This is a genomic window from Inquilinus sp. NPDC058860 (assembly GCF_042743185.1).
GTDB lineage: Bacteria > Pseudomonadota > Alphaproteobacteria > DSM-16000 > Inquilinaceae > Inquilinus.
Map to the genome: position 1 here is coordinate 99,929 of NZ_JBHYMS010000006.1, position 19,469 is coordinate 119,397.

21 protein-coding genes and 1 riboswitch are annotated in these 19,469 nt (G+C 71.2%); of the genes, 7 read left to right on the forward strand and 14 right to left on the reverse strand.

Translation table 11 applies throughout. The features are described 5' to 3' along the window. A riboswitch (ZMP/ZTP riboswitch) is annotated at positions 1–84 on the reverse strand. A 62-nt stretch (positions 85–146) separates the two neighbouring features. The 7 genes from ACFW16_RS06240 to proC form a co-directional block, all read right to left on the reverse strand. Continuing rightward, on the reverse strand, positions 147–482 hold the full coding sequence (locus ACFW16_RS06240) for a tRNA-binding protein (protein ID WP_380302923.1): 336 nt from the start codon (positions 480–482) through the stop codon (positions 147–149). A gap of 90 nt (positions 483–572) precedes the next feature. Further along, positions 573–1,007 (reverse strand): phasin family protein, encoded by a 435-nt coding sequence (locus tag ACFW16_RS06245; RefSeq protein WP_380302925.1) that lies wholly within the window; start codon positions 1,005–1,007, stop codon positions 573–575. Positions 1,008–1,118: 111 nt separating this feature from the next. Further along, entirely contained in the window at positions 1,119–1,763 is a 645-nt protein-coding gene (locus tag ACFW16_RS06250) for a TetR/AcrR family transcriptional regulator (RefSeq protein WP_380302927.1), read from the reverse strand. Between the two features lie 125 nt (positions 1,764–1,888). Further along, positions 1,889–2,944 (reverse strand): aspartate-semialdehyde dehydrogenase, encoded by a 1,056-nt coding sequence (locus ACFW16_RS06255; RefSeq protein WP_380302929.1) that lies wholly within the window; start codon positions 2,942–2,944, stop codon positions 1,889–1,891. A 233-nt stretch (positions 2,945–3,177) separates the two neighbouring features. Then, positions 3,178–3,549 (reverse strand): VOC family protein, encoded by a 372-nt coding sequence (locus ACFW16_RS06260; protein WP_380302931.1) that lies wholly within the window; start codon positions 3,547–3,549, stop codon positions 3,178–3,180. Beyond that, entirely contained in the window at positions 3,546–4,040 is a 495-nt protein-coding gene (locus ACFW16_RS06265; RefSeq protein ID WP_380302933.1) for a YbaK/EbsC family protein, read from the reverse strand. Before ACFW16_RS06265 ends, ACFW16_RS06260 begins: the two co-directional genes overlap by 4 nt. Beyond that, positions 4,040–4,834, reverse strand: a complete 795-nt coding sequence (gene proC / locus ACFW16_RS06270; protein WP_380302935.1) for a pyrroline-5-carboxylate reductase — start codon at positions 4,832–4,834, stop codon at positions 4,040–4,042. Before proC ends, ACFW16_RS06265 begins: the two co-directional genes overlap by 1 nt. A gap of 201 nt (positions 4,835–5,035) precedes the next feature. Between proC and ACFW16_RS06275 the strand changes: the two genes are divergently transcribed. Beyond that, entirely contained in the window at positions 5,036–5,515 is a 480-nt protein-coding gene (locus ACFW16_RS06275; RefSeq protein WP_380302937.1) for a hypothetical protein, read from the forward strand. A gap of 9 nt (positions 5,516–5,524) precedes the next feature. Here ACFW16_RS06275 and ACFW16_RS06280 read toward each other — a convergent pair whose 3' ends face one another. Then, positions 5,525–5,893 (reverse strand): antibiotic biosynthesis monooxygenase family protein, encoded by a 369-nt coding sequence (locus ACFW16_RS06280; protein WP_380302939.1) that lies wholly within the window; start codon positions 5,891–5,893, stop codon positions 5,525–5,527. 131 nt (positions 5,894–6,024) lie between these two features. On the opposite strand from ACFW16_RS06280, the gene ACFW16_RS06285 reads away from it, so the two are divergent. Continuing rightward, positions 6,025–6,465, forward strand: a complete 441-nt coding sequence (locus tag ACFW16_RS06285; protein ID WP_380302941.1) for a MarR family winged helix-turn-helix transcriptional regulator — start codon at positions 6,025–6,027, stop codon at positions 6,463–6,465. A gap of 129 nt (positions 6,466–6,594) precedes the next feature. Here the strand turns inward: ACFW16_RS06285 and ACFW16_RS06290 are convergent, their stop codons facing one another. The 4 genes from ACFW16_RS06290 to ACFW16_RS06305 form a co-directional block, all read right to left on the reverse strand. Continuing rightward, on the reverse strand, positions 6,595–7,626 hold the full coding sequence (locus ACFW16_RS06290) for an aldo/keto reductase (protein WP_380302943.1): 1,032 nt from the start codon (positions 7,624–7,626) through the stop codon (positions 6,595–6,597). A 204-nt stretch (positions 7,627–7,830) separates the two neighbouring features. Further along, complete coding sequence (locus ACFW16_RS06295; RefSeq protein WP_380302945.1) at positions 7,831–8,412, reverse strand: dienelactone hydrolase family protein; 582 nt, start codon at positions 8,410–8,412, stop codon at positions 7,831–7,833. A gap of 44 nt (positions 8,413–8,456) precedes the next feature. Then, the gene (locus tag ACFW16_RS06300; protein ID WP_380302947.1) at positions 8,457–8,921 is read right to left on the reverse strand and encodes a cupin domain-containing protein; all 465 of its coding nucleotides are present in this window, start codon (positions 8,919–8,921) and stop codon (positions 8,457–8,459) included. A 152-nt stretch (positions 8,922–9,073) separates the two neighbouring features. After that, entirely contained in the window at positions 9,074–9,937 is an 864-nt protein-coding gene (locus ACFW16_RS06305; protein ID WP_380302949.1) for a multiprotein-bridging factor 1 family protein, read from the reverse strand. A gap of 141 nt (positions 9,938–10,078) precedes the next feature. Here ACFW16_RS06305 and ACFW16_RS06310 point away from each other — a divergent pair, with 141 nt between their 5' ends. Beyond that, on the forward strand, positions 10,079–12,355 hold the full coding sequence (locus tag ACFW16_RS06310; protein WP_380302951.1) for a marine proteobacterial sortase target protein: 2,277 nt from the start codon (positions 10,079–10,081) through the stop codon (positions 12,353–12,355). After that, positions 12,352–13,008, forward strand: a complete 657-nt coding sequence (locus ACFW16_RS06315; protein WP_380302952.1) for a class GN sortase — start codon at positions 12,352–12,354, stop codon at positions 13,006–13,008. The genes ACFW16_RS06310 and ACFW16_RS06315 overlap by 4 nt, the downstream gene beginning before the upstream one ends. 19 nt (positions 13,009–13,027) lie before the next feature. Here the strand turns inward: ACFW16_RS06315 and ACFW16_RS06320 are convergent, their stop codons facing one another. Continuing rightward, complete coding sequence (locus ACFW16_RS06320; protein ID WP_380302954.1) at positions 13,028–14,254, reverse strand: alginate lyase family protein; 1,227 nt, start codon at positions 14,252–14,254, stop codon at positions 13,028–13,030. A gap of 160 nt (positions 14,255–14,414) precedes the next feature. On the opposite strand from ACFW16_RS06320, the gene ACFW16_RS06325 reads away from it, so the two are divergent. The 3 genes from ACFW16_RS06325 (at position 14,415) to ACFW16_RS06335 (ending at position 18,651) form a co-directional block, all read left to right on the forward strand. After that, positions 14,415–16,256 (forward strand): adenylate/guanylate cyclase domain-containing protein, encoded by a 1,842-nt coding sequence (locus ACFW16_RS06325; protein ID WP_380302956.1) that lies wholly within the window; start codon positions 14,415–14,417, stop codon positions 16,254–16,256. Positions 16,257–16,438: 182 nt separating this feature from the next. Beyond that, entirely contained in the window at positions 16,439–18,199 is a 1,761-nt protein-coding gene (locus ACFW16_RS06330) for a hydrogenase maturation protein (protein WP_380302958.1), read from the forward strand. A 56-nt stretch (positions 18,200–18,255) separates the two neighbouring features. Next, positions 18,256–18,651, forward strand: a complete 396-nt coding sequence (locus ACFW16_RS06335) for a VOC family protein (protein WP_380302960.1) — start codon at positions 18,256–18,258, stop codon at positions 18,649–18,651. A 10-nt stretch (positions 18,652–18,661) separates the two neighbouring features. Here ACFW16_RS06335 and ACFW16_RS06340 read toward each other — a convergent pair whose 3' ends face one another. Then, the gene (locus ACFW16_RS06340) at positions 18,662–19,444 is read right to left on the reverse strand and encodes a GNAT family N-acetyltransferase (protein WP_380302962.1); all 783 of its coding nucleotides are present in this window, start codon (positions 19,442–19,444) and stop codon (positions 18,662–18,664) included. Positions 19,445–19,469 lie beyond the last annotated feature (25 nt).

Genomic DNA, 19,469 nt, shown 5'->3' on the forward strand with positions numbered 1-19,469 from the left:
GAAGGCTGCCCAGGCGAGCGGCATCGAAACGGTCCTCCACGCTCCCTCGGGGTGCTCCCCGTCTCGCCAGTCACGTGGAGGGTATGGCTGATCCTGCGATCGCAATGATGATCGGCGGGACGCGGCGCCGCGTCAATCGCGGAGAGCTAGAACATCCGCCCGCCATTCGGCACGGGCCGCTCGATCGCGGCCAGCACGACGTTGCCGTCGGAATCGGGGAAGCCCAGCACCAGGATCTCGGAGAGGAAGCGGCCGATCTGCTTCGGCGGGAAGTTCACCACCGCCGCGACCTGGCGGCCCAGCAGCGTCTCCGGCGTGTACAGCGCGACCAGCTGGGCGGAACTGCGCTTCTGCCCGATCTCGGGGCCCAGGTCGACGGTCAGCTTGTAGGCCGGCTTGCGCGCCTCGGGATAGGGGTCGACCGCCACGATGGTGCCGACCCGGATGTCGACCTTGGCGAAATCGTCGTAGCTGTTCGTCATTCTGCCCTCCGCGAAAACCGGCGCAACCTGACGCGCCGGCGCCCGAAAGGCAAGAAGGCCGCCCGGAGGCGGCCTTCCCTCATGTCGGGATCAGCGCTTCGTCGTCGGCGCCTTCAGGACCGTCTTCAGCTCGTCGAAGCTGGCGCTGACGCGCTTGCTGACGATCTCGGCGGCCTCGGTGTTCGACTTGGCCAGGAGCTCGGCCAGCTCCTTCATGTCGGCGATCGCCTTCTCGAAGGCGGACTTCGCCAGCTCGGTCTGCTTCGCCAGCTTCTCGTCCGGCGCGCCGGGCGCGGCGATCGAGGAGAACTGGCTCTGCAGTTCGGCCAGGTTCTGGCGCAGGATCTCGCCCTGGCGGCGGGCGAAGGCCTGCAGCCCCTCGGCCGCGGTGCGGTTGGCGGCGGTCAGCGCCTCGATGTTCTTGCGCTGGGCCTGCAGCACCGCGTCGAGGTCGACGCCCGGCACCTTGAACTCGCTCAGCAGCTTGGTGAAGTCGACGTCCCAGACCGGCGGCACCTTGCTCATGGCCCAACTCCTGATTGCACAATTAAACAGCACCTTACACGGGGCCGACCGCACCGCAAACGGAAATTGTGCACTGCAGCAAAGTTGTCATCCAGCGCAACCGATTGCCATCTAGTGCAGCGTCGGCTCCTGTCCCGCCTGGGCCCGCGGCTCCTCGGCCGGCTGCTCCGCCCGGCGTTCGCCCCGGCCGCGGCTGAAGGTGTTCTCCCACTGCTCGGCCTGGCGCAGCCGCTGGTCCAGCGCCTTCATGGTGCGGTCGAGATCCGGCGAATCATCCTGCTCCCAGGCCCGCAGCACCAGCCCGTAGATCAGGCAAAGCGCCTGCACCCGCGCCCGGCCGAGCAGGCCGGAGGTCGAGATGCCGGCGGATTGCAGCGTCCAGCGCATCGACAGCTCCAGCTGCCGCGCCTGCAAGAGCGTGGTCAACGGGTCGAGCCGCAGGTCGCGCAGGATCGCCTTGATCCCGGCACGGTGGCCCGACAGCACGTCGAAGCGGCGCATCAGCAGGTCGAACAGCCGGTCGCGCGGGCTCTCATCGGCACCCGGCAGGCCTTCGGACAGCACCGCCTGGTCGATCATCCGGCTGAACCCGGCCAGCAGCTCCGGCTTGGTCGGGCAGTGGCGGTACAGCGCCGACATCGGCACCCGCGCCGCCTGGGCGACGTCGGAGAGGGTCAGGGCGCGCCACCCCTTCTCCGCCGCCAGGTCGACCGCGGTGGTGACGATGTGGTTCGCAATATCCGCCTTCTTCGGCATGGTCCCGGCCCTCGCGCGCTCGGCCTTGCGGCCCCCCGGGCGTCGGCCCCGAAGAACGGAGCCGACGCAATCGGTTCCAATCTAGCGCAATTCGGCGCGAAGGCGAGCAGCCACCGGTTCCGACATCACGCCCGCAGATGCTCCAGGATCTGGACGGCGTTGAGGGCGGCCCCCTTCAGCAGCTGGTCGCCCGAGACGAAGAAGGCCAGGGAGCGGCCGCTGGGGTCGCCGAGATCCCTCCGGATGCGGCCGACCAGCACCTCGTCCCGGCCGCTGGCCTCGGACGGCATCGGGAAGTGGTTCGCGGCACGGTCGTCGACCAGGCGAAGCCCCGGCGCCCTTTCGAGAAGGCCCCTCGCCTCCTCCGGCGTCACCACGGCGTCGAACTCGACCGAGAGCGCGATCGAATGGGCCCGCAGCACCGGCACGCGGATGCAGGTGATGCCGATCGGGAGATCCGGCGCGCCCAGGATGCGGCGGGTCTCGGCGATCGCCTTCAGCTCCTCGCCATTGTAGCCGCTGGCCGGATCGACATCGGCGTTGTGGCTGAACAGGTTGAAGGCATAGGGGTGCGGCAGCACCTTGGGCTCGAAGGGCCGGCCCTGCAGATGGGCGGCCGTGGCGTCGCGCAGCTCCTCCATCGCCGCGGCGCCGGCGCCGGAGGCCGACTGGTAGGTCGCCGCCGTCACTCGCCGCAGCGGATGCGCCCGGTGCAGCGGCGCCAGCGCCACCGTCAGGATCGCGGCGACGCAGTTCGGGTTGGCGACGATGCCGGCATGGGCCGCCAGCGCCGCCGCGTTCACCTCCGGCACCACCAGCGGCACCTCGGGCTGCATGCGGAAGGCCGAGGAGTTGTCGACGACCACCGCCCCGGCCGCCACCGCCGCCGGGGCGTAGCGCCGGGAGATGCCGGCCCCGGCCGAGAACAGCACGATGTCGACGCCGGCGAAGCTGCTTTCCGTCAATTCCTCGACCATCAGCTCGCGCCCGCGGAACGGGATCCGCCGGCCGGCGGAGCGCGCCGAGGCCAGCAGCCGCACCTCCCCGGCCGGGAAGCGCCGCGCCTCCAGGCAGCGCAGCAGCTCGATGCCGACGGCGCCGGTGGCGCCGACGATCGCGACCACCGGGTCGGGCGAGCGTACGCCGCGTCGCGCCTCTTGCAGATCGGATGATGAAAGCATGATGTCGTCCTTCCTGTGGGCCGGGAGGGACGATGGCTGAACCTGGGGCCCCGTCCGTCCTCGGCGGGGCCTCTGGCTGTTATGTCGCGGCCGTCACCGCGCGCGCCAGAGAACGCCCGCCGCAGCGGTCGTCTTGGTGGTGCGCTTCAGGGTGATCGTCGTCGCCATGCGCCTGTCGTAGCGTCCCGCAACGGAGCGAGTCAACGGCCGCCGTCGCGCTTCGGTCCGCCAGCCTACTGGCAGACGGCTTCGAGCTTGTGGCCGTCCGGGTCATAGACGAAGGCGGCGTAGTAGCTGGGCCCGTAATGCGGCCGCAGCCCGGGCGCGCCGGCATCCCGGCCGCCTTGCGCCAGGGCGGCGGCGTGGAAGCGGTCGACGGCCTCGCGCGTCGCGGCATTGAAGGCGAGATGGAAGCCGGGCCCGGGCGGCACCACCGGCTGCGGCTGCAGCATCAAGGCGAGCTTGTCGTTGCCGCCGGGCGGGCCGTAGCCGGCGGCGGTGGTGCCGGCCCACACCCGCACCATGCCGACCGGGGCCAGCACCGCATCGTAGAAGCGAATGGCGCGGTCGAGGTCGAACACGCCGAGGGACAGATGGCCGATCACGGCGCGCGCTTCGCCACATCGGCGACGACGCCGCCGGTCAAGGCCACCAGCTGCTCCGGCGTCAGGGCGAAGACCGAGTTCGGCGTCCCGGCCGCGGCCCAGATCCGCGGCAGCGCCAGGAGGTCGCGGTCGATCACCACATGCGGCGGCGTGGCGTGGCCGACCGGGGCGACGCCGCCGATGGCGAAGCCGGTGGCGTCGCGCACGAAACCCGCATCGGCGCGCTCGATCCGGGCGCCGTCGATCCGGTCCTTCAGCGCCGCGGCCACCGCCGCCTCGTCGACCCGGTTGACGCCGCTGGCGATCACCAGCACCGGCCGGGCGCTGCCGCGGATTCGGAACACCAGCGACTTGGCGATCTGCGCCACCGTGCAGCCGATCGCCGCCGCGGCATCGGCCGAGGTGCGGGTCGAGGCGTCGAACACCCGGATCTCGGGCGCATGCCCCGCCGCCGCCAGCGCCGCGGCGACGCGCTCACCGCTGCTGGCCATCAGGCCAGTTCCCGGCCGCGCCGGGTCGCCGCGGCGACCGCCTTGGTCATCAGCGGCTGCAGCCCGTCCGGCGCCATCAGCACGTCGAGCGCCGCCTGGGTGGTGCCCTTCGGGCTGGTCACGGCGATGCGCAGCTCGGCCGCGCTCTCGGTCGCGGCCCCGGCCAGGGCGCCGGCGCCGACCACGGTCTGCCGCGCCAGTTGCATGGCGAGCCCGGCCGGCAGGCCGGCGGCGCGGCCGGCCTCGGCCAGGGCCTCGATCAGATAGAAGACATAGGCCGGGCCGCTGCCGGAAACGCCGGTGACCGCGTCCATCAGCGCATCGTCCTCGATCCAGGCGGTCTGACCGGCGGCCTGCATCAGCGTCTCGGCACGCCTGCGCTGGCCCGGTGTCACCGCGGTGTTCGCCACCAGCACCGAGATGCCCTGGCCGATGGCGGCGGGCGTGTTCGGCATGGCGCGGACCACCGCGGCCTCGGCCCCCAGCCCCTGCTCGAGATACGCCAGGGTGCGGCCGGCGGCGATCGACAGGAACAGCGTGCCCGGCTGCACGAAGCGGCGATAGTCCGGCAGCGCCTCGGGCATCATCTGCGGCTTCACCGCCAGCACCACCACCTCGGGCGCGAGGTCGGCCGGCAGCCCGGCGGCGTCGCGGACATGATGCAGGCAGGGGTCGGCGAGGCCGAGCTCCGCCGGCTCCACCGCCCAGATCCGGTCGGCGGCCTTGCCCGCCAGCCAGCCCTTGACCAGCGCGCTCCCCATCCGGCCGCAGCCGACCAGCAGAAGATCGGACACCCTGTCGCTCCCCGTTCCGTCGAGACGCGCCATCATGGCGCCGCCGCGGGCCGGCGCAAGGTTCTTCGCGGGCCGGCTTTGGAACCTGGACCGATGCTCTCCATTTCTTAAGCTGCGGAGATCCCGGCTTTGCCGGAGATTGAGGCCCGCAGTTCCCGCCGCCGGGTTACCGCCCCGGCGCCGAAGTTGGAGAGCGAAGCCATGGTCACCTTCCCCCGCGCGGCCGCCGCCGCCCTGCTCGCCGGCCTGGTGGCCGCATCGCCGGCCCGGGCCCAGCAGACCACCGTCACCCCCACAGCACCGGCCCCCGCGACCGTGCCGGAGAAGGCGATGCCTTATCCGGTGCCGCCGGATACCCGGGTCGAAGAGCCGCGCCGGTCGCCGGTCGCGCCCGAGCCGCGCCATCCTGCCGTCTCGGCGACGGCGGGCGGGGCGGCGCCGGCCGATCCGCGCGAATACGCGACCGGCACGCCGATCACCGTGACCGGCCGGATCGACGGCGTCTCCCGCCGCAACGGCGTGACCTCGTTCCGCCTGCAGACCCCGACCGAGGCCTGGACCGTAGTGGTGCCGCCCGACCAGCCCAAGGTCGCCAGCGGCCGCCGGGCCACCGTGGTCGGGTTCCCGCATGTCGAGATCCGCAACCAGCTGCTGGCCCAGAGCGTCGCCGGCGGCGGGTAACCCGGCCGGCTACGCCACACAGATGCCGGGCACCGCGGTCTTCTGGAACAGGTGCGGCGACGCGACGGCCGAGGACGGATAGGCGGCGAGCTTCGCCCGGAACTCCGGGTTCGTGAAGGCGGCCCGGAAGTCGGCGATCGATTCCCAGACGGCATAGTTCAGATAGGTCGGGCTGTCGCCGACCGCACGGTGCAGCTGGGTCGAGATGAAGCCCGGCTGGCGCTTCATGATCTCCGCATCGCCCTGCCAGGCCCGGAGGAAGGCCTGCTCGTCGGCCGGGTCCATCGTGAAGACGTTGACCAGCACGACCGGCGCGGCGTCGACGGCGATCTGGCGGTCGATCGGGAAGGCGGGATCCAGGGGTCGCAACTGCGGCATGACAAGCTCCGTCCGATATGGTTGCATGATGTCAAATTAGATGACCATAACAACCATATTGACATCATGATGTCAATATCACTGCATGGTGACGGATGACCGGAGCGACGCGAACGCGGGTGGGGACCGCCTTGACCGACCTGATCCTCGACCTGTTCCGGCTGAACAGTCGGATCGTCAGCGCGGGGGACCGGCTGGTCGCCGGCCTTGGCCTGACCAGCGCCCGCTGGCAGGTGCTCGGCACCATCGTCGCGGCGGACCGGCCGCAGCCGGTGGCGTGGCTGGCGCGCGACATGGGCGCCAACCGCCAGAACGTCCAGCGCATCGTCAACGATCTGGAGGCGGAAGGGCTGGTCGCCTTCCGGCCCAACCCGCATCACCGGCGGGCGCAGTTGGTGGTGCTGACCGGCAAGGGCAGAGAAACCTTCGACGCTGCCATGCGCCTGCAGGCCCCCTGGGTCGATGGGCTCGCCGAAGGGCTGCGGGTCGAGGACATCGCGACGACGCACGGCGTCATGGCGGCGCTGCGCCGGAAGCTGGAAGCAAGCGGTGATGCCGGCGGGCAGGACTGACCTCCGGTCGTAGGTTGGGTTCGCGGCACGCGAACCCAACATGGCGACGATGGTGCCAACGGTTGGATGCTGGGTTCGCCATGGCGAACCCAGCCTACACGCTTCCTCCGCCCGCCGACCGCTTCCGCCTCAGCGCCCGCCCTCGATCTTGCGGCGCCGCTGGTTGATGCCGCCGGTGCCGTAGGGGTATTCCGCCATCTCGGGCCGGCTGACCGCATCGAGCGCGGCGATCTCCTCGCCGCTCAGCGCCAGCGTCGCCGCGCCGAGATTGTCGGCCAGCTGCGCCGGAGTGCGCGCGCCCAGGATCACCGAGGTGACCGCCGGCTGCGCGGCGACCCAGGCCAGCGCCACCTGCGCCATGCCGACCCCGCGCGCCCGGGCGATGTCCTCGACCGCCCCGATCACCGCCCAGGTGGTCGATCTGGCGTTGCGGGCGTCGTAGGCCTCCATGCCGCGCTGGGGGTTCTCGCCCAGGCGGGTGGCGCCGGTCGGCATCTGGTCGCGCTTGTACTTGCCCGACAGCCAGCCGCCGCCCAAAGGCGACCACGGCAGCAGCCCGATCCCGGCATCGAGCGCCGCCGGCACGATCTCGTGCTCGATGTCGCGGACCAGCAGGTTGTACTGCGGCTGCAGCGTCACCGGCGGCGCGCAGCCGTTGGCCTTGGCCAGCCACACCGCCTTGGTCAGCTGCCAGCCGAGGAAGTTCGAGAAGCCGTAATAGGCGATCTTGCCGTTGCGGACCGAATCGTCGAGGAAGCGCAGCGTCTCCTCCAGCGGCGTCAGCGCGTCCCAGGCGTGCATCTGGTAGAGGTCGACCTGCTCCACGCCCAGGCGCCGCAGCGAGGCGTCGAGCGCCGCCCCCAGATGCTTGCGCGACAGGCCCAGGTCGTTCGGCCCCTGCCCCATCGGGAAGCGGCCCTTGGTGGCGATCACCAGGCTCTGGGCGATGCCCGGCCGGCTCTTCAGCCAGCGGCCGATGATCTCCTCCGACACGCCGGTGCCGTAGACGTCGGCCGTGTCGAGGAAGTTGCCGCCGGCCTCGACATAGTCGTTCATCAGCGCGAAGGCGGTGGCCTCGTCCGCCTCCTTGCCGAAGGTCATGGTGCCGAGGCAGTAGGCCGTCACCACCGCGCCGCTGTTGCCGAGCTTGCGATATTCCATGGTCTTCCTCCCGTCGGAATGTCGAGGCCGGCCCCCCGGGCCATGGCCGGGAGCCGCCGTCTTCTGGAGAGCAAACGAACAGGGATTCCGGCCGGCCGCCTGCCGCGTCGCTGGATCGAAGCCAGAATGAGACGCCCGGTTAGATCGGACAAATAGATTGTGCAGATCCGATTGATCGGATTCCCAGCACAGTCGCCGGCGGGATCAGACCCGCCCCAGGAATCCGAGCACCCGCCGAGTGAGCAGCGCGGTCGCCTCCGGGTCGTAGGACGGCAGCGAGCTGTCGGCGAAATAATGCTGGTCGCCGGGGTACAGGAACAGCTCCGCGTCCTCGGCCTTGGCCACGATCTCACGGGCGGCGTCGATGTCGCCCTCGCCGACGAAGATCGGGTCGGCGTCCATGCCGTGGATCTGGACCGGGACGCCCTCCGGCCATGGCCCGAAGGCCCAGTCGCCGCTGATCGGCAGGCAGGAATGGAACAGCAGGGCGCCGCGCGCCCCCGGCCGGGTCTGGGCCAGCTTCTGGGCCGGCAGCACGCCGAAGGAGAAGCCGGCATAGACCAGCCCGGACGGCAGGTCGTCGGCGATGCGGACGCCGCGCTCGCGCAGATCGTCGAACCCGGCCTCGCGGATATGGGCCATGCCCTCGTCGATGCTGCCGAAGATGCGGCCGTCGAACAGGTCCGGCGCGTGCACGACATGGCCGGCGGCCCGCAGCGCGTCGGCGAAGGCGCACACACCGGGGGTCAGCCCCTGGGCATGATGGAACAGCAGGACCTCGGCCATGGGCTACCTCCTGGTCTCGGGATGGACGAAGGGATGCGGCGCCGCTACCGCGGCTCGGGATAGGGCGTGCCGTCCTTGTGCAGGAACCGGCCGTCGGTGCTGGGGCTCATCATGTCGATGTCAGAGCAGGTGATCACGTCGGTGGGCGAGCGCGTGCCGACCTCGAGATAGACCGCCACGGCACCCGACCGGTTGATCATGTGGTGGCCGTTGCCGGAGTTCTTCGGGAAGGCGGCGCAGTCGCCGGCGCGCAGCACCGTCTCGCCGCCATTCTCGACCAGCGTCAGCTCGCCGTCGAGCACGTAGACGAACTCGTCCTCCTCCGAATGCCAGTGGCGCTGGCTCGACCAGCCGCCCGGCGGCAGGCGCATCAGGTTGACCCCGACATCGGCGAGCCCGCCGGCCTGGCCCAGGCGCTGCCGGATGCGGTCGGCGCAGGGCGCGTCGAAAGGGTGCGGATAGCCCGAGCCTTTGCGTTCCGGCACGGCGGCGAGGTCGATCTTGGGCATGGCGGTCATCCCGGCGATCAGCGCATTGCCGACCTAGCACGATTCCCGGGAGTCCGTCATCGCGCCGGTCCGGGACGGACATGCCGGTGCGCCGGTGCGAAGCGTTCCGCTTGCGGCAGGACTTTCGACCCCAGAGCCGGCTCCAGCCCGCATCAGTCCGCCGTCACCGGCAGGAAGCGGGCGAAGGGCTCCTCCACCGTCCGCCGCAGGATGTCGCGGTAGCGGGGATGGCAGGGCTGGTCCGGCCCGATGCGGCCGAACTCCGCCGCCGGTCCGGCCGCCGCCATCGGCACCAGCACGATCGGCGACGCCACCGGCGTCAGCTGCGATCCCGGGCCGGCCTGCAGCGTGGTCAGGATGCCGTGCATCTCGCCGGTGATGGCCGGCCGGCCGAGGATCGCCATTCGGTACTGGCCGTGGGTGTTGGTCACCAGATAGATGTGGCCGGACTGGTTCGGCACCGACACGACGCCGTTCTGGGTGAAGGCCGCGTCGACCCGCTCGGATTCCCGGAACGCCAGGCGCGACCCGGCATCGTCCCAGTGGATCTCGGTGCGGTAGGCGTAGATCGCCCGGCGATCGCCGAAGGACGGGCGCAGCGTCAGGTAGACGCCTTCGATCCAGGACACGGCCGGCCGGGCATAGGAGCCGAGATCGGCCGCGGCCACCCCGACCGGCAGGGCCGCCGGCGCGGCGGCAACGGGGGTGGCGGCCGGCCGCGGCTCCGGGTGGCGCAGCTTGACGCCCAGCGCCTCCTCCAGCCGGATCAGCGTCGGCAGGGTGAAGGGCCGGCGCCCGGACAGCGCCTTTTCCAGCGTCGACAGGCTGATCTTCGCCTGGTCGGCCAGGAACTGGCGGGAGATGCGGCGGCGCGCCAGCTCCTCCCGCACCAGCCCGGCGACGACGTGGCTCTGCTCCTCCGACAGCTCGTGCTCGGCCGCGTGCGTCGACAGCCCGACCAAGGCGCCCTCCTCCGGACAAATCCGCACCGATCCGCACAGGCCGGTGCGGACCAAGACCTATCCCGGCCGCCGCCTGCGGAACAAGCCGGATCATCACCGTGGCCGGACAAAGCCCGCCGGACGGACAAAAACCCAGGCCGGACGGACGCCGGCCGAAGTGTTTCGGAGGGTTCTATGGGTTTCATGACAAGGGGCATGACGAGGGAGGCGCCGGCGGGGATGTGGCCGGCGCTCCAGTCCCGGTTCGGGCACGCGGCACCTTTGCTGCTGCTGTCGCTGCTGCTGGCGGTCCTGACATTGGCCGCCGGTGGACGCGCCGCCCGGGCCGAGGCCGGGCCGGCGCTGGTGACGCCGGGCGAGATGCAGTCCGGCGCGCTGCTGTTCCGCGCCAATGAAAAGGGCCGCTACGTCGAGGCGCCGCGCCTCGGCACCGATGTCGACCTGACGGTCAGCGGGCCGACGGCGCGGGCCCATGTCACCCAGGTGTTCCAGAACCCGACCGACCAGTGGGTCGAGGCCGTCTATGTCTATCCGCTGCCGGAGGACGGCGCGGTCGACACCCTCAAGATGGTGGTCGGCGACCGCGTCATCACCGGCGACATCGCCGCCCGCGAGGAGGCCCGCCGCACCTACGAGGCGGCGAAGCAGGCCGGCCAGACCGCTGGGCTGGTCGAGGAGGAGCGGCCGAACCTGTTCACCACCTCGGTCGCCAATGTCGGTCCGGGCGAGACCGTGCTGATCCAGATCGAATATCAGGAGACCGTGCGCCAGTCGGGCGACCGCTTCTCGCTGCGCGTGCCGCTGGTGGTGGCGCCGCGCTACAACCCGACGCCGGTGTCCCAGTCGGTCGACTTCCAGCCCGGCCAGGGCGGCTGGGGCCGGACCACCACCGACCCGGTGCCGGACACCGACCCGGTGCCGGGCCGCGACCGCATCACCCCGCCGGTGCTGGACCCGCGCGGCAACGCGCCGGTCAACCCGGTGACCCTGAAGCTGCGGCTGCAGGCCGGCTTCCCGCTCGGCGAGGTGGTCAGCGCCAACCATGCCGTCGACATCGAGGCGCAGGGCCCGGACAGCCGCGTGGTCACGATGAAGGGCCCGGTCCCGGCCAATCGCGACTTCGAGCTGAGCTGGACCCCGGCGGCCGGCGCCGCGCCCTCGGTCGGGCTGTTCCGCGAGCGGGTCGCCGGCGAGGACTATCTCCTGGCCTTCGTCACCCCGCCCGCGCTGCAGCAGACAGAGGACAAGCGGCCGCGCGACGTGGTCTTCGTGATCGACAATTCCGGGTCGATGGGCGGCGCCTCGATGGACCAGGCGAAGTCCAGCCTGCTCTACGCCCTCGGCCGCCTGTCCCCTGCCGACCGCTTCAACGTGGTGCGCTTCGACGACACGCTGGACGTGCTGTTCCCGGACGTGGTGCCGGCCGATGCCGGGCATGTCGGCCGGGCGAAGTCCTTCGTCGCCGGCCTGGAGGCGTCGGGCGGCACCGAGATGGTGCCGGCGATGCAGGCGGCTCTCACTGAGCACAATGGGGCCGACCGCGGTGATGATGGCGCGCCGCGCCTGCGCCAGGTGGTGTTCCTGACCGATGGCGCCATCGGCAACGAGCAGCAGCTGTTCGACACCGTCGCCGGCATGCGCGGCCGGTCGCGGGTGTTCATGGTCGGCATCGGCTCCGCCCCCAACACCTATCTGATGACCCGCGCCGCCGAGCTGGGCCGCGGCACCTTCACCCAGATCGGCGCGCCGGAGCAGGTGGAGGAGCGGATGCGCAGCCTGTTCGAGAAGCTGGAGAGCCCGGTCGTCACCAACCTGTCGGCCCGCTTCTCGGCCGGTGCCGCCGACGCGACGCCAGAGACGCTGCCCGACCTGTATCGCGGCGAGCCGGTGGTGCTGGCGGCGAAGCTGGCCGCGCTGTCGGGCACGATCGAGGTCAAGGGCATGGTCGGCGACCGGCCCTGGATCGTCACCCTGCCGGTGGCGCAGGCGGCGAAGGGCGAAGGCCTGTCCAAGCTGTGGGCGCGGCGCAGGATCGCCGATGCCGAGGTGGCGCAGACCCTGGGCCAGATCGGTCCGGAGCAGGCCGACCAGCGGATCCTGTCGCTGGCGCTGCAGCACCATCTGGTGACGCGGCTGACCAGCCTGGTCGCGGTCGACCGGACGCCGCGCCGGCCGGACGGGGCGACGCTGAGCCGCAACGACATCCCCCTGAACCTCCCCGCCGGCTGGGATTTCGAGAAGGTCTTCGGCGCCAGGCCCAAGCCCGAGTTCCGCCAGGCCGGCCTGCTGCTGCCCGCCGCCGCCCGCTCCGACGCCCCGGCGGCCGCGGGCAAGCCGATGCCGGTGGAGGATGTGGTGCTGCCGCAGACCGCGACCGACGCCGAGCTGCGGATCATCGCCGGGCTCCTGCTGCTGATCGCCGGGCTGGCGGTCCTCGGGTTCGGCCGCCGGTCGAAGGGAGGCCGGGCATGAGCGCGACCCTGCCGCTGCCCCATCCCCTGGCCGGCCAACACCCGCGCCGGCCGAAGTCCCGGCTGATCGCCCTCCTCCTCGTCCTGGCCGGTCTGGTGCTGGCCGGCCAGGGCGTCTGGATCCACGCCAAGGCGATGCTGGCGCAGGTGCTGCTGGACCGCGCCTTCGCCGCGACCCTGGAAACCGGCCGGGCGGTCAAGCCCTGGCCCTGGGCCGACACCTGGCCGGTGGCCCGGATCGAGCTGCCGCGGCTGGGCGAGAGCGCCATCGCCCTGGCCGGCGCCAGCGGCCAGGCCCTGGCCTTCGGCCCCGGCCATGTCCAGGACACGCCGGAGGCCGGCGACCCCGGCACTGCCGTCTACGCCGCCCATCGCGACACTCATTTCCGGGTCCTGCGCGACGTCAGGGTCGGCGACGAGATCGACGTCAGCCGCCGCGACGGGCGCCACGTCACCTTCCGGGTGACCGGCACGCGGGTGGCGACCTGGGACGTCTCCGGCATCGACCCGCGGGCGCCCGGCCGCAACCTGGTGCTGGCCACCTGCTGGCCCTTCGACGCCACCACCCGCGGCCCCTACCGCTACCTGGTGGAGGCGGAGGAGGTGACGCCCGGAACGGCTGTGGCGGACGCGGCCGGCGTCCGGCCACGGTGATCATGTCGGCGAGCCAGCCTTATTGGATCGGCTGCAGCGTGTACATCAGCGTGCCGTAGCCGAGCTGGTCGTAGCCGCCGCTGTTGGGGCCGTAATTGCCGCCGCCCTCGGGCCGGAGCTTCGCGGCATAGGCGGCGATATGGGGCGCGCTGAGCCCCTTCAGCACCACATAGTGGTTATACAGCAGCTCCCAGACCGGCCGATCGGAGCCGCGGCCGGCGCTGGATATCTCCGTCTGGGTGACGTCGCTGTTGCGGTAGGTGGTGTAGGGGACCGTCTCGCCCAGATTGTAGGCCGCCACGTATTCAGCGCCCTTGAGGACGCGGTTGTCGTCATAGCCGAACAGGTCGTCCCCCTGGTTCCAGGCCATCTGGCAGAGGGCGCCGACGAGCGCGATGTCCAGGGTGGTGTGGCCTTGGTCGCGGCCGCTCTCCTGCACCTGTCCCATGCCCTGGTCGGGATAGAGCGTCCAGACCAGATGCCCGACCGAGCCGTTGCCGGCGCCGGCCTTGAAATAGGCGACGGCCTCGTCATAGAGGTCGCGCCGGTCGGCCAGCACGCCGATCGCCAGGATCGAGGCCATCTGCGCAAGATCCCAATTGGCCCAGTAATGGTCGATGCGGGCGTTGTTGTGGCGCACCAGGAAGTCGTGATTGATCGGGTAGAACACGGTCAGCATCATGTTTTGGAAGCGCTTGAAATCCGCCGCGGACCAGCCGGAGTAGCCGCGCATCAGCTCGGCCGCATTGGCGAATTCATAGCCGTAGATGCCGGCCGCCAGGGCGGCGTCCGCACTGCCGCGGATCGCGGTCAGCGTGCCCGACCAGGCGTTCATGATCTCCACCGCCTTGTCGGCATAGTGGCTGTCGCCGCTGACCTTCCAGCGCAGGGCCAGGGCGTAGGCAGCGGCGACGTCCTTGTACAGCAGCGAATAGTTCTGCGAGTGCGCGCCGTCATTGCCGCGATAGACCACCGCCTGCGGCCACGACCTCCAGTAGAGCGAGGCCTGCCCGTTGGCGGTCAGCCGGTTCCAGCCGTCCTGCCAGGGCTGGGTGCTGGCGACCAGCCGGGCCTTGATCCGACTGAAATCCTCGTCGGTGTGGAGCAGGCCCGGATGGGTGAACGGCTGGTCCGCGGCCGCGGCACCGGCGAGGAGAAGCGCCGCCGCGGCCGATAGCAGCGCCGCGCCGATGCAGCGGCGCAGAATCGCCCGCCCGGAACGCAGGAGGGCTGTGCTGGTCTTCATCGATCGTGCTTTCGTCGTTCAAGAGTGGGTGGACCGACACCCGGCGCTCCCCCTCCGCCCGGCCGGCGCGGGGAGCTCTAGCAAGAGTCGGATCGAGAAGCGATGTCACGTCCGCCTTCCCGACGTGGTGTAGAGTGCCGCCAGCGCGAGGAGAGGTTGGTTGGCGACAGAGGCGGAGACCACCACGGATCGGCGTGCCGCGTCCGCCCGGCGCCGCACCATCCCGCTGTCCGGCACCCTTGCGGTGGTGATGGCCGGGCTGGTGGCGCTGACCGCGATCGACGTGCTGGCCGTGTTCTGGTTCATGACCGCCGGCACCACCCGCGACCTGCTGGCCCGGGCGGCGCAGCTCGGGCTCGATTCGGTCCAGGCCCGGATCGCCGACCGCTTCACCCCGGTCGAGGACCAACTGGCCTTCCTGGCGCGGGAGATCGCGGCCGGGCGTACGGATGATGGAGCGGCGCTGGACCGGCTGATGACCGGCGCCTTGGCCGGCACGCCGCAGGTCAGGGTCCTGTCCTTCGTCACCCCTGACGGCACGATCCGCGGCGTCACCCAGGGCCCGCACGGCGTCTTCGCCTTCACCGACACGATCCGCACCGACCAGGAGCGGCGCGAGATCGAGGAGGCGCGCGGAAGCGACCAGGCCGCCTGGGGTCCGGTCTATTTCGTGCCGGCGGAGGCGATGCGCACCTCGGTGGCCAATCTGCGCCGGCCGGTCCAGGCCGAGGGCCGCTTCGCCGGCGTGCTGCGGGCCACGATCACGGTCGACGACCTGTCCGGCCATCTGCGGACGATCTCGGAGGCCAATCCCGGCACCACGCCCTTCATCCTCTACGGCCGCGACCGGGTGCTGGCGCATCCCGCCATGGCGGTGCGGCGGCCGGCCCTGTCGGCCGAGCATCCCCTGCCCCTGCTGGAGCAGGTCGGTGATCCGTTCCTGGCAGCGCTGTGGACCGAGGCGAAGCGCGAGACGGTGGGCGACATCGACCTGGAGGCCCGCGTCGTGCGCCTCGGCGATGACGGCCGCGTCATCCTGACCCGCGCGGTCGAGGGCTACGCCCCGGCGCCGCTGATCGTCGGCGTCGAGGTGCCGGTCTCGGCCCTGGACAAGCCGACCGACGACCTGCTGCGCGCCGCGCTGGCCGGGCTCGCGGTGCTGGCGATCGCCATCCTGGTCGCGATCGCCGTCAGCCGCGCCATCGCCCGCCCGGTCGGCGCCATGGCGCGGGAGGTGCGGGCCGTCGGCTCGCTCGACTTCGCGTCCCTGCGCCCCCTGCCCGGCAGCCTGTTCTCCGAGCTGAACGAGCAGGCCCGCGCCTACAACACCATGCTGACCGGGCTGCGGTGGCTCGAGACCTATGTGCCCAAGGCGCTGGTGCGGCGCCTGCTGCGCAGCGGCGGTGCCGTGCCCTCGGCGGATCGGCTGGTGACGGTGATGTTCACCGACATCGTCGACTTCACCGCCGCGGCCGAGCAGATGCCGGCGGCCGAGGTCGCTTCCATGCTGAACGCCCATTTCGACCTGCTGGGCCGCTGCGTCGAGGCCGAGGGCGGCACCATCGACAAGTTCATCGGCGACTGCATCATGGCCTTCTGGGGCGCGCCGGACGACCAGCCGGACCATGCCGACCGGGCCCTGCGCGCCGCCCGCGCCATCGCCGCGGCGGTGGCGGCCGACAATGCCGACCGGCGCGGCCGCGGCCTGGCGCCGCTGCGCGTCCGCATCGGCCTGCACAGCGGCCCGGTGGTGGCCGGCAACATCGGCATGAGCGGCCGGTCGGGCTACACCATCGTCGGCGACGCGGTGAATCTCGGCAACCGGCTGGAGCAGCTGGGCAAGGCCGTGGCCCCGGCGGACGAGATCGTTGTGCTGGCCAGCGGCGAGACCGTCGCACTGGCCGCGGGCGACCGGTCCAACCTGCGCAGCCTCGGCCTCCACGCCGTCCCGGGACGCCGGACGGAGATCGAGATCTTCCGGCTGGAAACAGCGAAACCCTGACACGCCGGCATCAGGCCTCGCGCAAAGCAGGTTTCGTGTGCGGACGGCATACGCCCGGCGCCTTGTTCCATAACGCAAGCGCATGGCGCTGCCGCGGCCCATCTGGGACAGGATGGGTTGGCCGGGATGTCGCCTGCAGGTGCTGCCCAGCCGCATCGGCCCGCAACCGACAAGAGGGTATCTTGGACATCCTCCTCTTCGCCTCGGCCTATAATGGCATGACCCAGCGCATCCATTGCGAGTTGGAAGCACTCGGCCACGACGTCTCGATCGAGCTCTCCGACGACGAGGCCACGATGGTCCGGCGGGCAGAGGCCGTCGCCCCCGACCTGATCATCTGCCCGTTCCTCAAGCACCGCGTGCCGGACCGCGTCTGGCAGGCCTATCCCTGCCTGATCGTCCATCCCGGGATCGAGGGGGACCGCGGCCCGTCCTCGCTCGACTGGGCGGTGACCCGCGGCGACCACCGCTGGGGCGTCACCCTGCTGCAGGCCGACCGGGAGATGGATGCCGGGGACATCTGGGGGACGCGGGAGTTCGACATGCGTCCCGCCGGCAAGGGCAGCCTCTATCGCCGGGAGGTGATCGCCGCCGCGGCTGATCTCGTCCGCCAGGCGCTCGAGGACCATCTCGATCCGTCCTTCCGGCCGAGGCCGCTGGACTACGCCCGGCCGCAGGTCCGGGGCCGCCTGCACGAACCGATCCGCCAGGCGTCGCGGCGTATCGACTGGAGCCGGGAGTCGACCGGCGAGATCGTGACCAAGATCCAGGCGGCCGATGGCTTCCCGGGCGTGCTCGACCAGATCGGCGGCGCTGCGGTGCACCTGTTCGGCGCCGTCGCCGACCATGAGCTCCATCATCGGCGGAAGCCGGGCGAGGTGCTCGGCCATCGCCACGGCGCGATCTGCCGGGCGACGCTGGACGGCGCGGTGTGGATCCGGCAGCTCCGGCAGGCGACCATGGAGGGGCGGCGATTCGCCAAGCTGCCGGCCATGCTGGCCCTCGGCTCGATCGTTCCGGAGCAGGTCTGGGTCAACGGCCTCGAACCGCTCGGCCCGTCGCCTGCCGACGAGATCCGCGTTTGGGTCGACGACGGCGTCGCCCATATCGAGTTCGACTTCTACAACGGCGCGATGAGCACGGAGCAGTGCGACCGGCTGGCCGAAGCGCTGCGGCAGACGAAGCGCCGGGACGATGTGCGCGTGATCGTGCTGATGGGCGGTCAGGACTTCTGGAGCAACGGCATCCATCTCGGCTGCATCGAAGTCGCCGACAGCCCGGCCCTGGAATCGTGGCGCAACATCAACGCGATGAACGATCTGGTCCGCGAGATCGTCCTGACCGAGGACAAGATCACCGTCGCGGCGCTGCGCACGAATGCCGGCGCCGGCGGGGCGATCCTGCCGCTGGCCTGCGACGTCGTGGTCGCGCGCAGCGGCGTGGTCCTCAACCCGCACTACCAGACAATGGGGCTGTACGGCTCCGAATACTGGACCTATCTGCTGCCCCGCCGCGTCGGCCCGTCCCGCGCCGAGGTGCTGACCTCCTCCTGCCTGCCGGTGCTGGCGGACGACGCGCTGCGCCTCCGCCTCGTCGACCGGGTGCTGCCGGAGGACTGGCGCCAGTATCACGACGTGCTGGCCCGGCACTGCCGGACCCTGGCGGCCGACGAGCCGTTCCGGCGCCGGCTCGACGCCAAGGCAAGAACCCGCGCCGCGGACGAAGCCCGGCGACCCTTGGAGACCTATCGCGAGGAGGAACTGCGACGGATGAAGGCGACCTTCGACGATCCCGGGGCGAGCTATCACCGGCTGCGGCACGATTTCGTCTACAAGATCAACTGCGGCGGCACGCCGGCCCGGCTGCTGGGCCGCGGCCGGGGCAAGGCCGCCCACGCATCGGGATCCGAACCCGCGCCGGCGGCGCTCGCGGCGTCCGATTGAGCAGAGACGCGGCCGGCGCCGTATGCTCCGGCGGCGCATCCGCCCGGGGGGCCACCATGCTCGACCATGTCTCGATCACCGTCTCCGACCTCGCCGCGGCGGAGCGCTTCTACGACGCGGTGCTGGCGGCGCTCGGCGTGACCAAAGTCGGCATCCTTCCCGCCGAGGCCTGGATCGGCTATGGCGAGCGCAGCGATGCCGACCATCCGGAGCGCAGCTACCTGTCGATCCGGCTCGGCCCGCCGCCGGAGGACGCGCCGCGCCGCCACTGGTGCTTCAAGGCGCCGGACCGCGCTGCGGTGGACACGTTCTGGCGCGCCGGCCTGGCCCATGGCGGCCGCGACGACGGCGCGCCGGGCCTGCGGCCGGAGTACCATCCGAGCTACTACGCCGCCTTCCTGCTCGACCCCGACGGCAACCGCATCGAGGCGGTGTGCCATCGGGCGGGGTGACGGCGACCTTCTAGGCGAGATCCCGGCCCTCTGGCATGTGAATGAAATGGGTCGTGATCAGGAACTGTTTCAGGCCGATGGATTCGGCCAAGCGGGTCGATGCTTCATTCCTCTCATGGACCTGGTAGCGCGGGATCAGCCCGCGCCGCCCGAGCTCGGCCAGGGCCGTGCGGACGACCCGCCGCGCATGGCCCTGCCGGCGAAACTCGGCAGGTGTACAGACACCCCCGACCTCCCAGACCCGCCCGTAGTTCTGGAAGGCGAAGCATGCGGCCAGCACGTTCCTGTCTCGCTCGAGCACGGCAACGAAGGCTCGACCGGATTCGAGGAGGGAGCGCAGCCAGCCCCTGGCATGGCCTTGTGCTTCGAACAGGCTGAAAGCCACTTCGTCCGGCCGGATCGTGATCCGGACGCGCTCATCCGGAGTGAACGCCGTCTCGGCCGTGAAGGACCGGAAGCTCGTGGCGCGCCGCAGCGAGTAGGCCGCCCCAACGACATCGCGGTCAGCGTCGTTCATCAGCTTGAACACGACGCCTACGCCGCGCGGCACATACGGAAGCAGGCCGGCGGTCAGGTCCGGATGGTCACTGGAAATGACCGCCGAGTACTCCACCTCCGGATAGGCCTGACGGTCATAGGCGCTCGCGGCGGCGCTCAGCAGCACCAGCGTCGCGGCTCCCGCCGTGCCCCGAACATGATGCACCCGCGTGTCGCCGGGGAACGCTTCCAGATGCTTCAGCAGCACGATGTTGCGCAACGGGTCCCGCGCCAGCGCATCGATCACATCATCCATGACAGCCCAACGGCTTTCCGCGGCA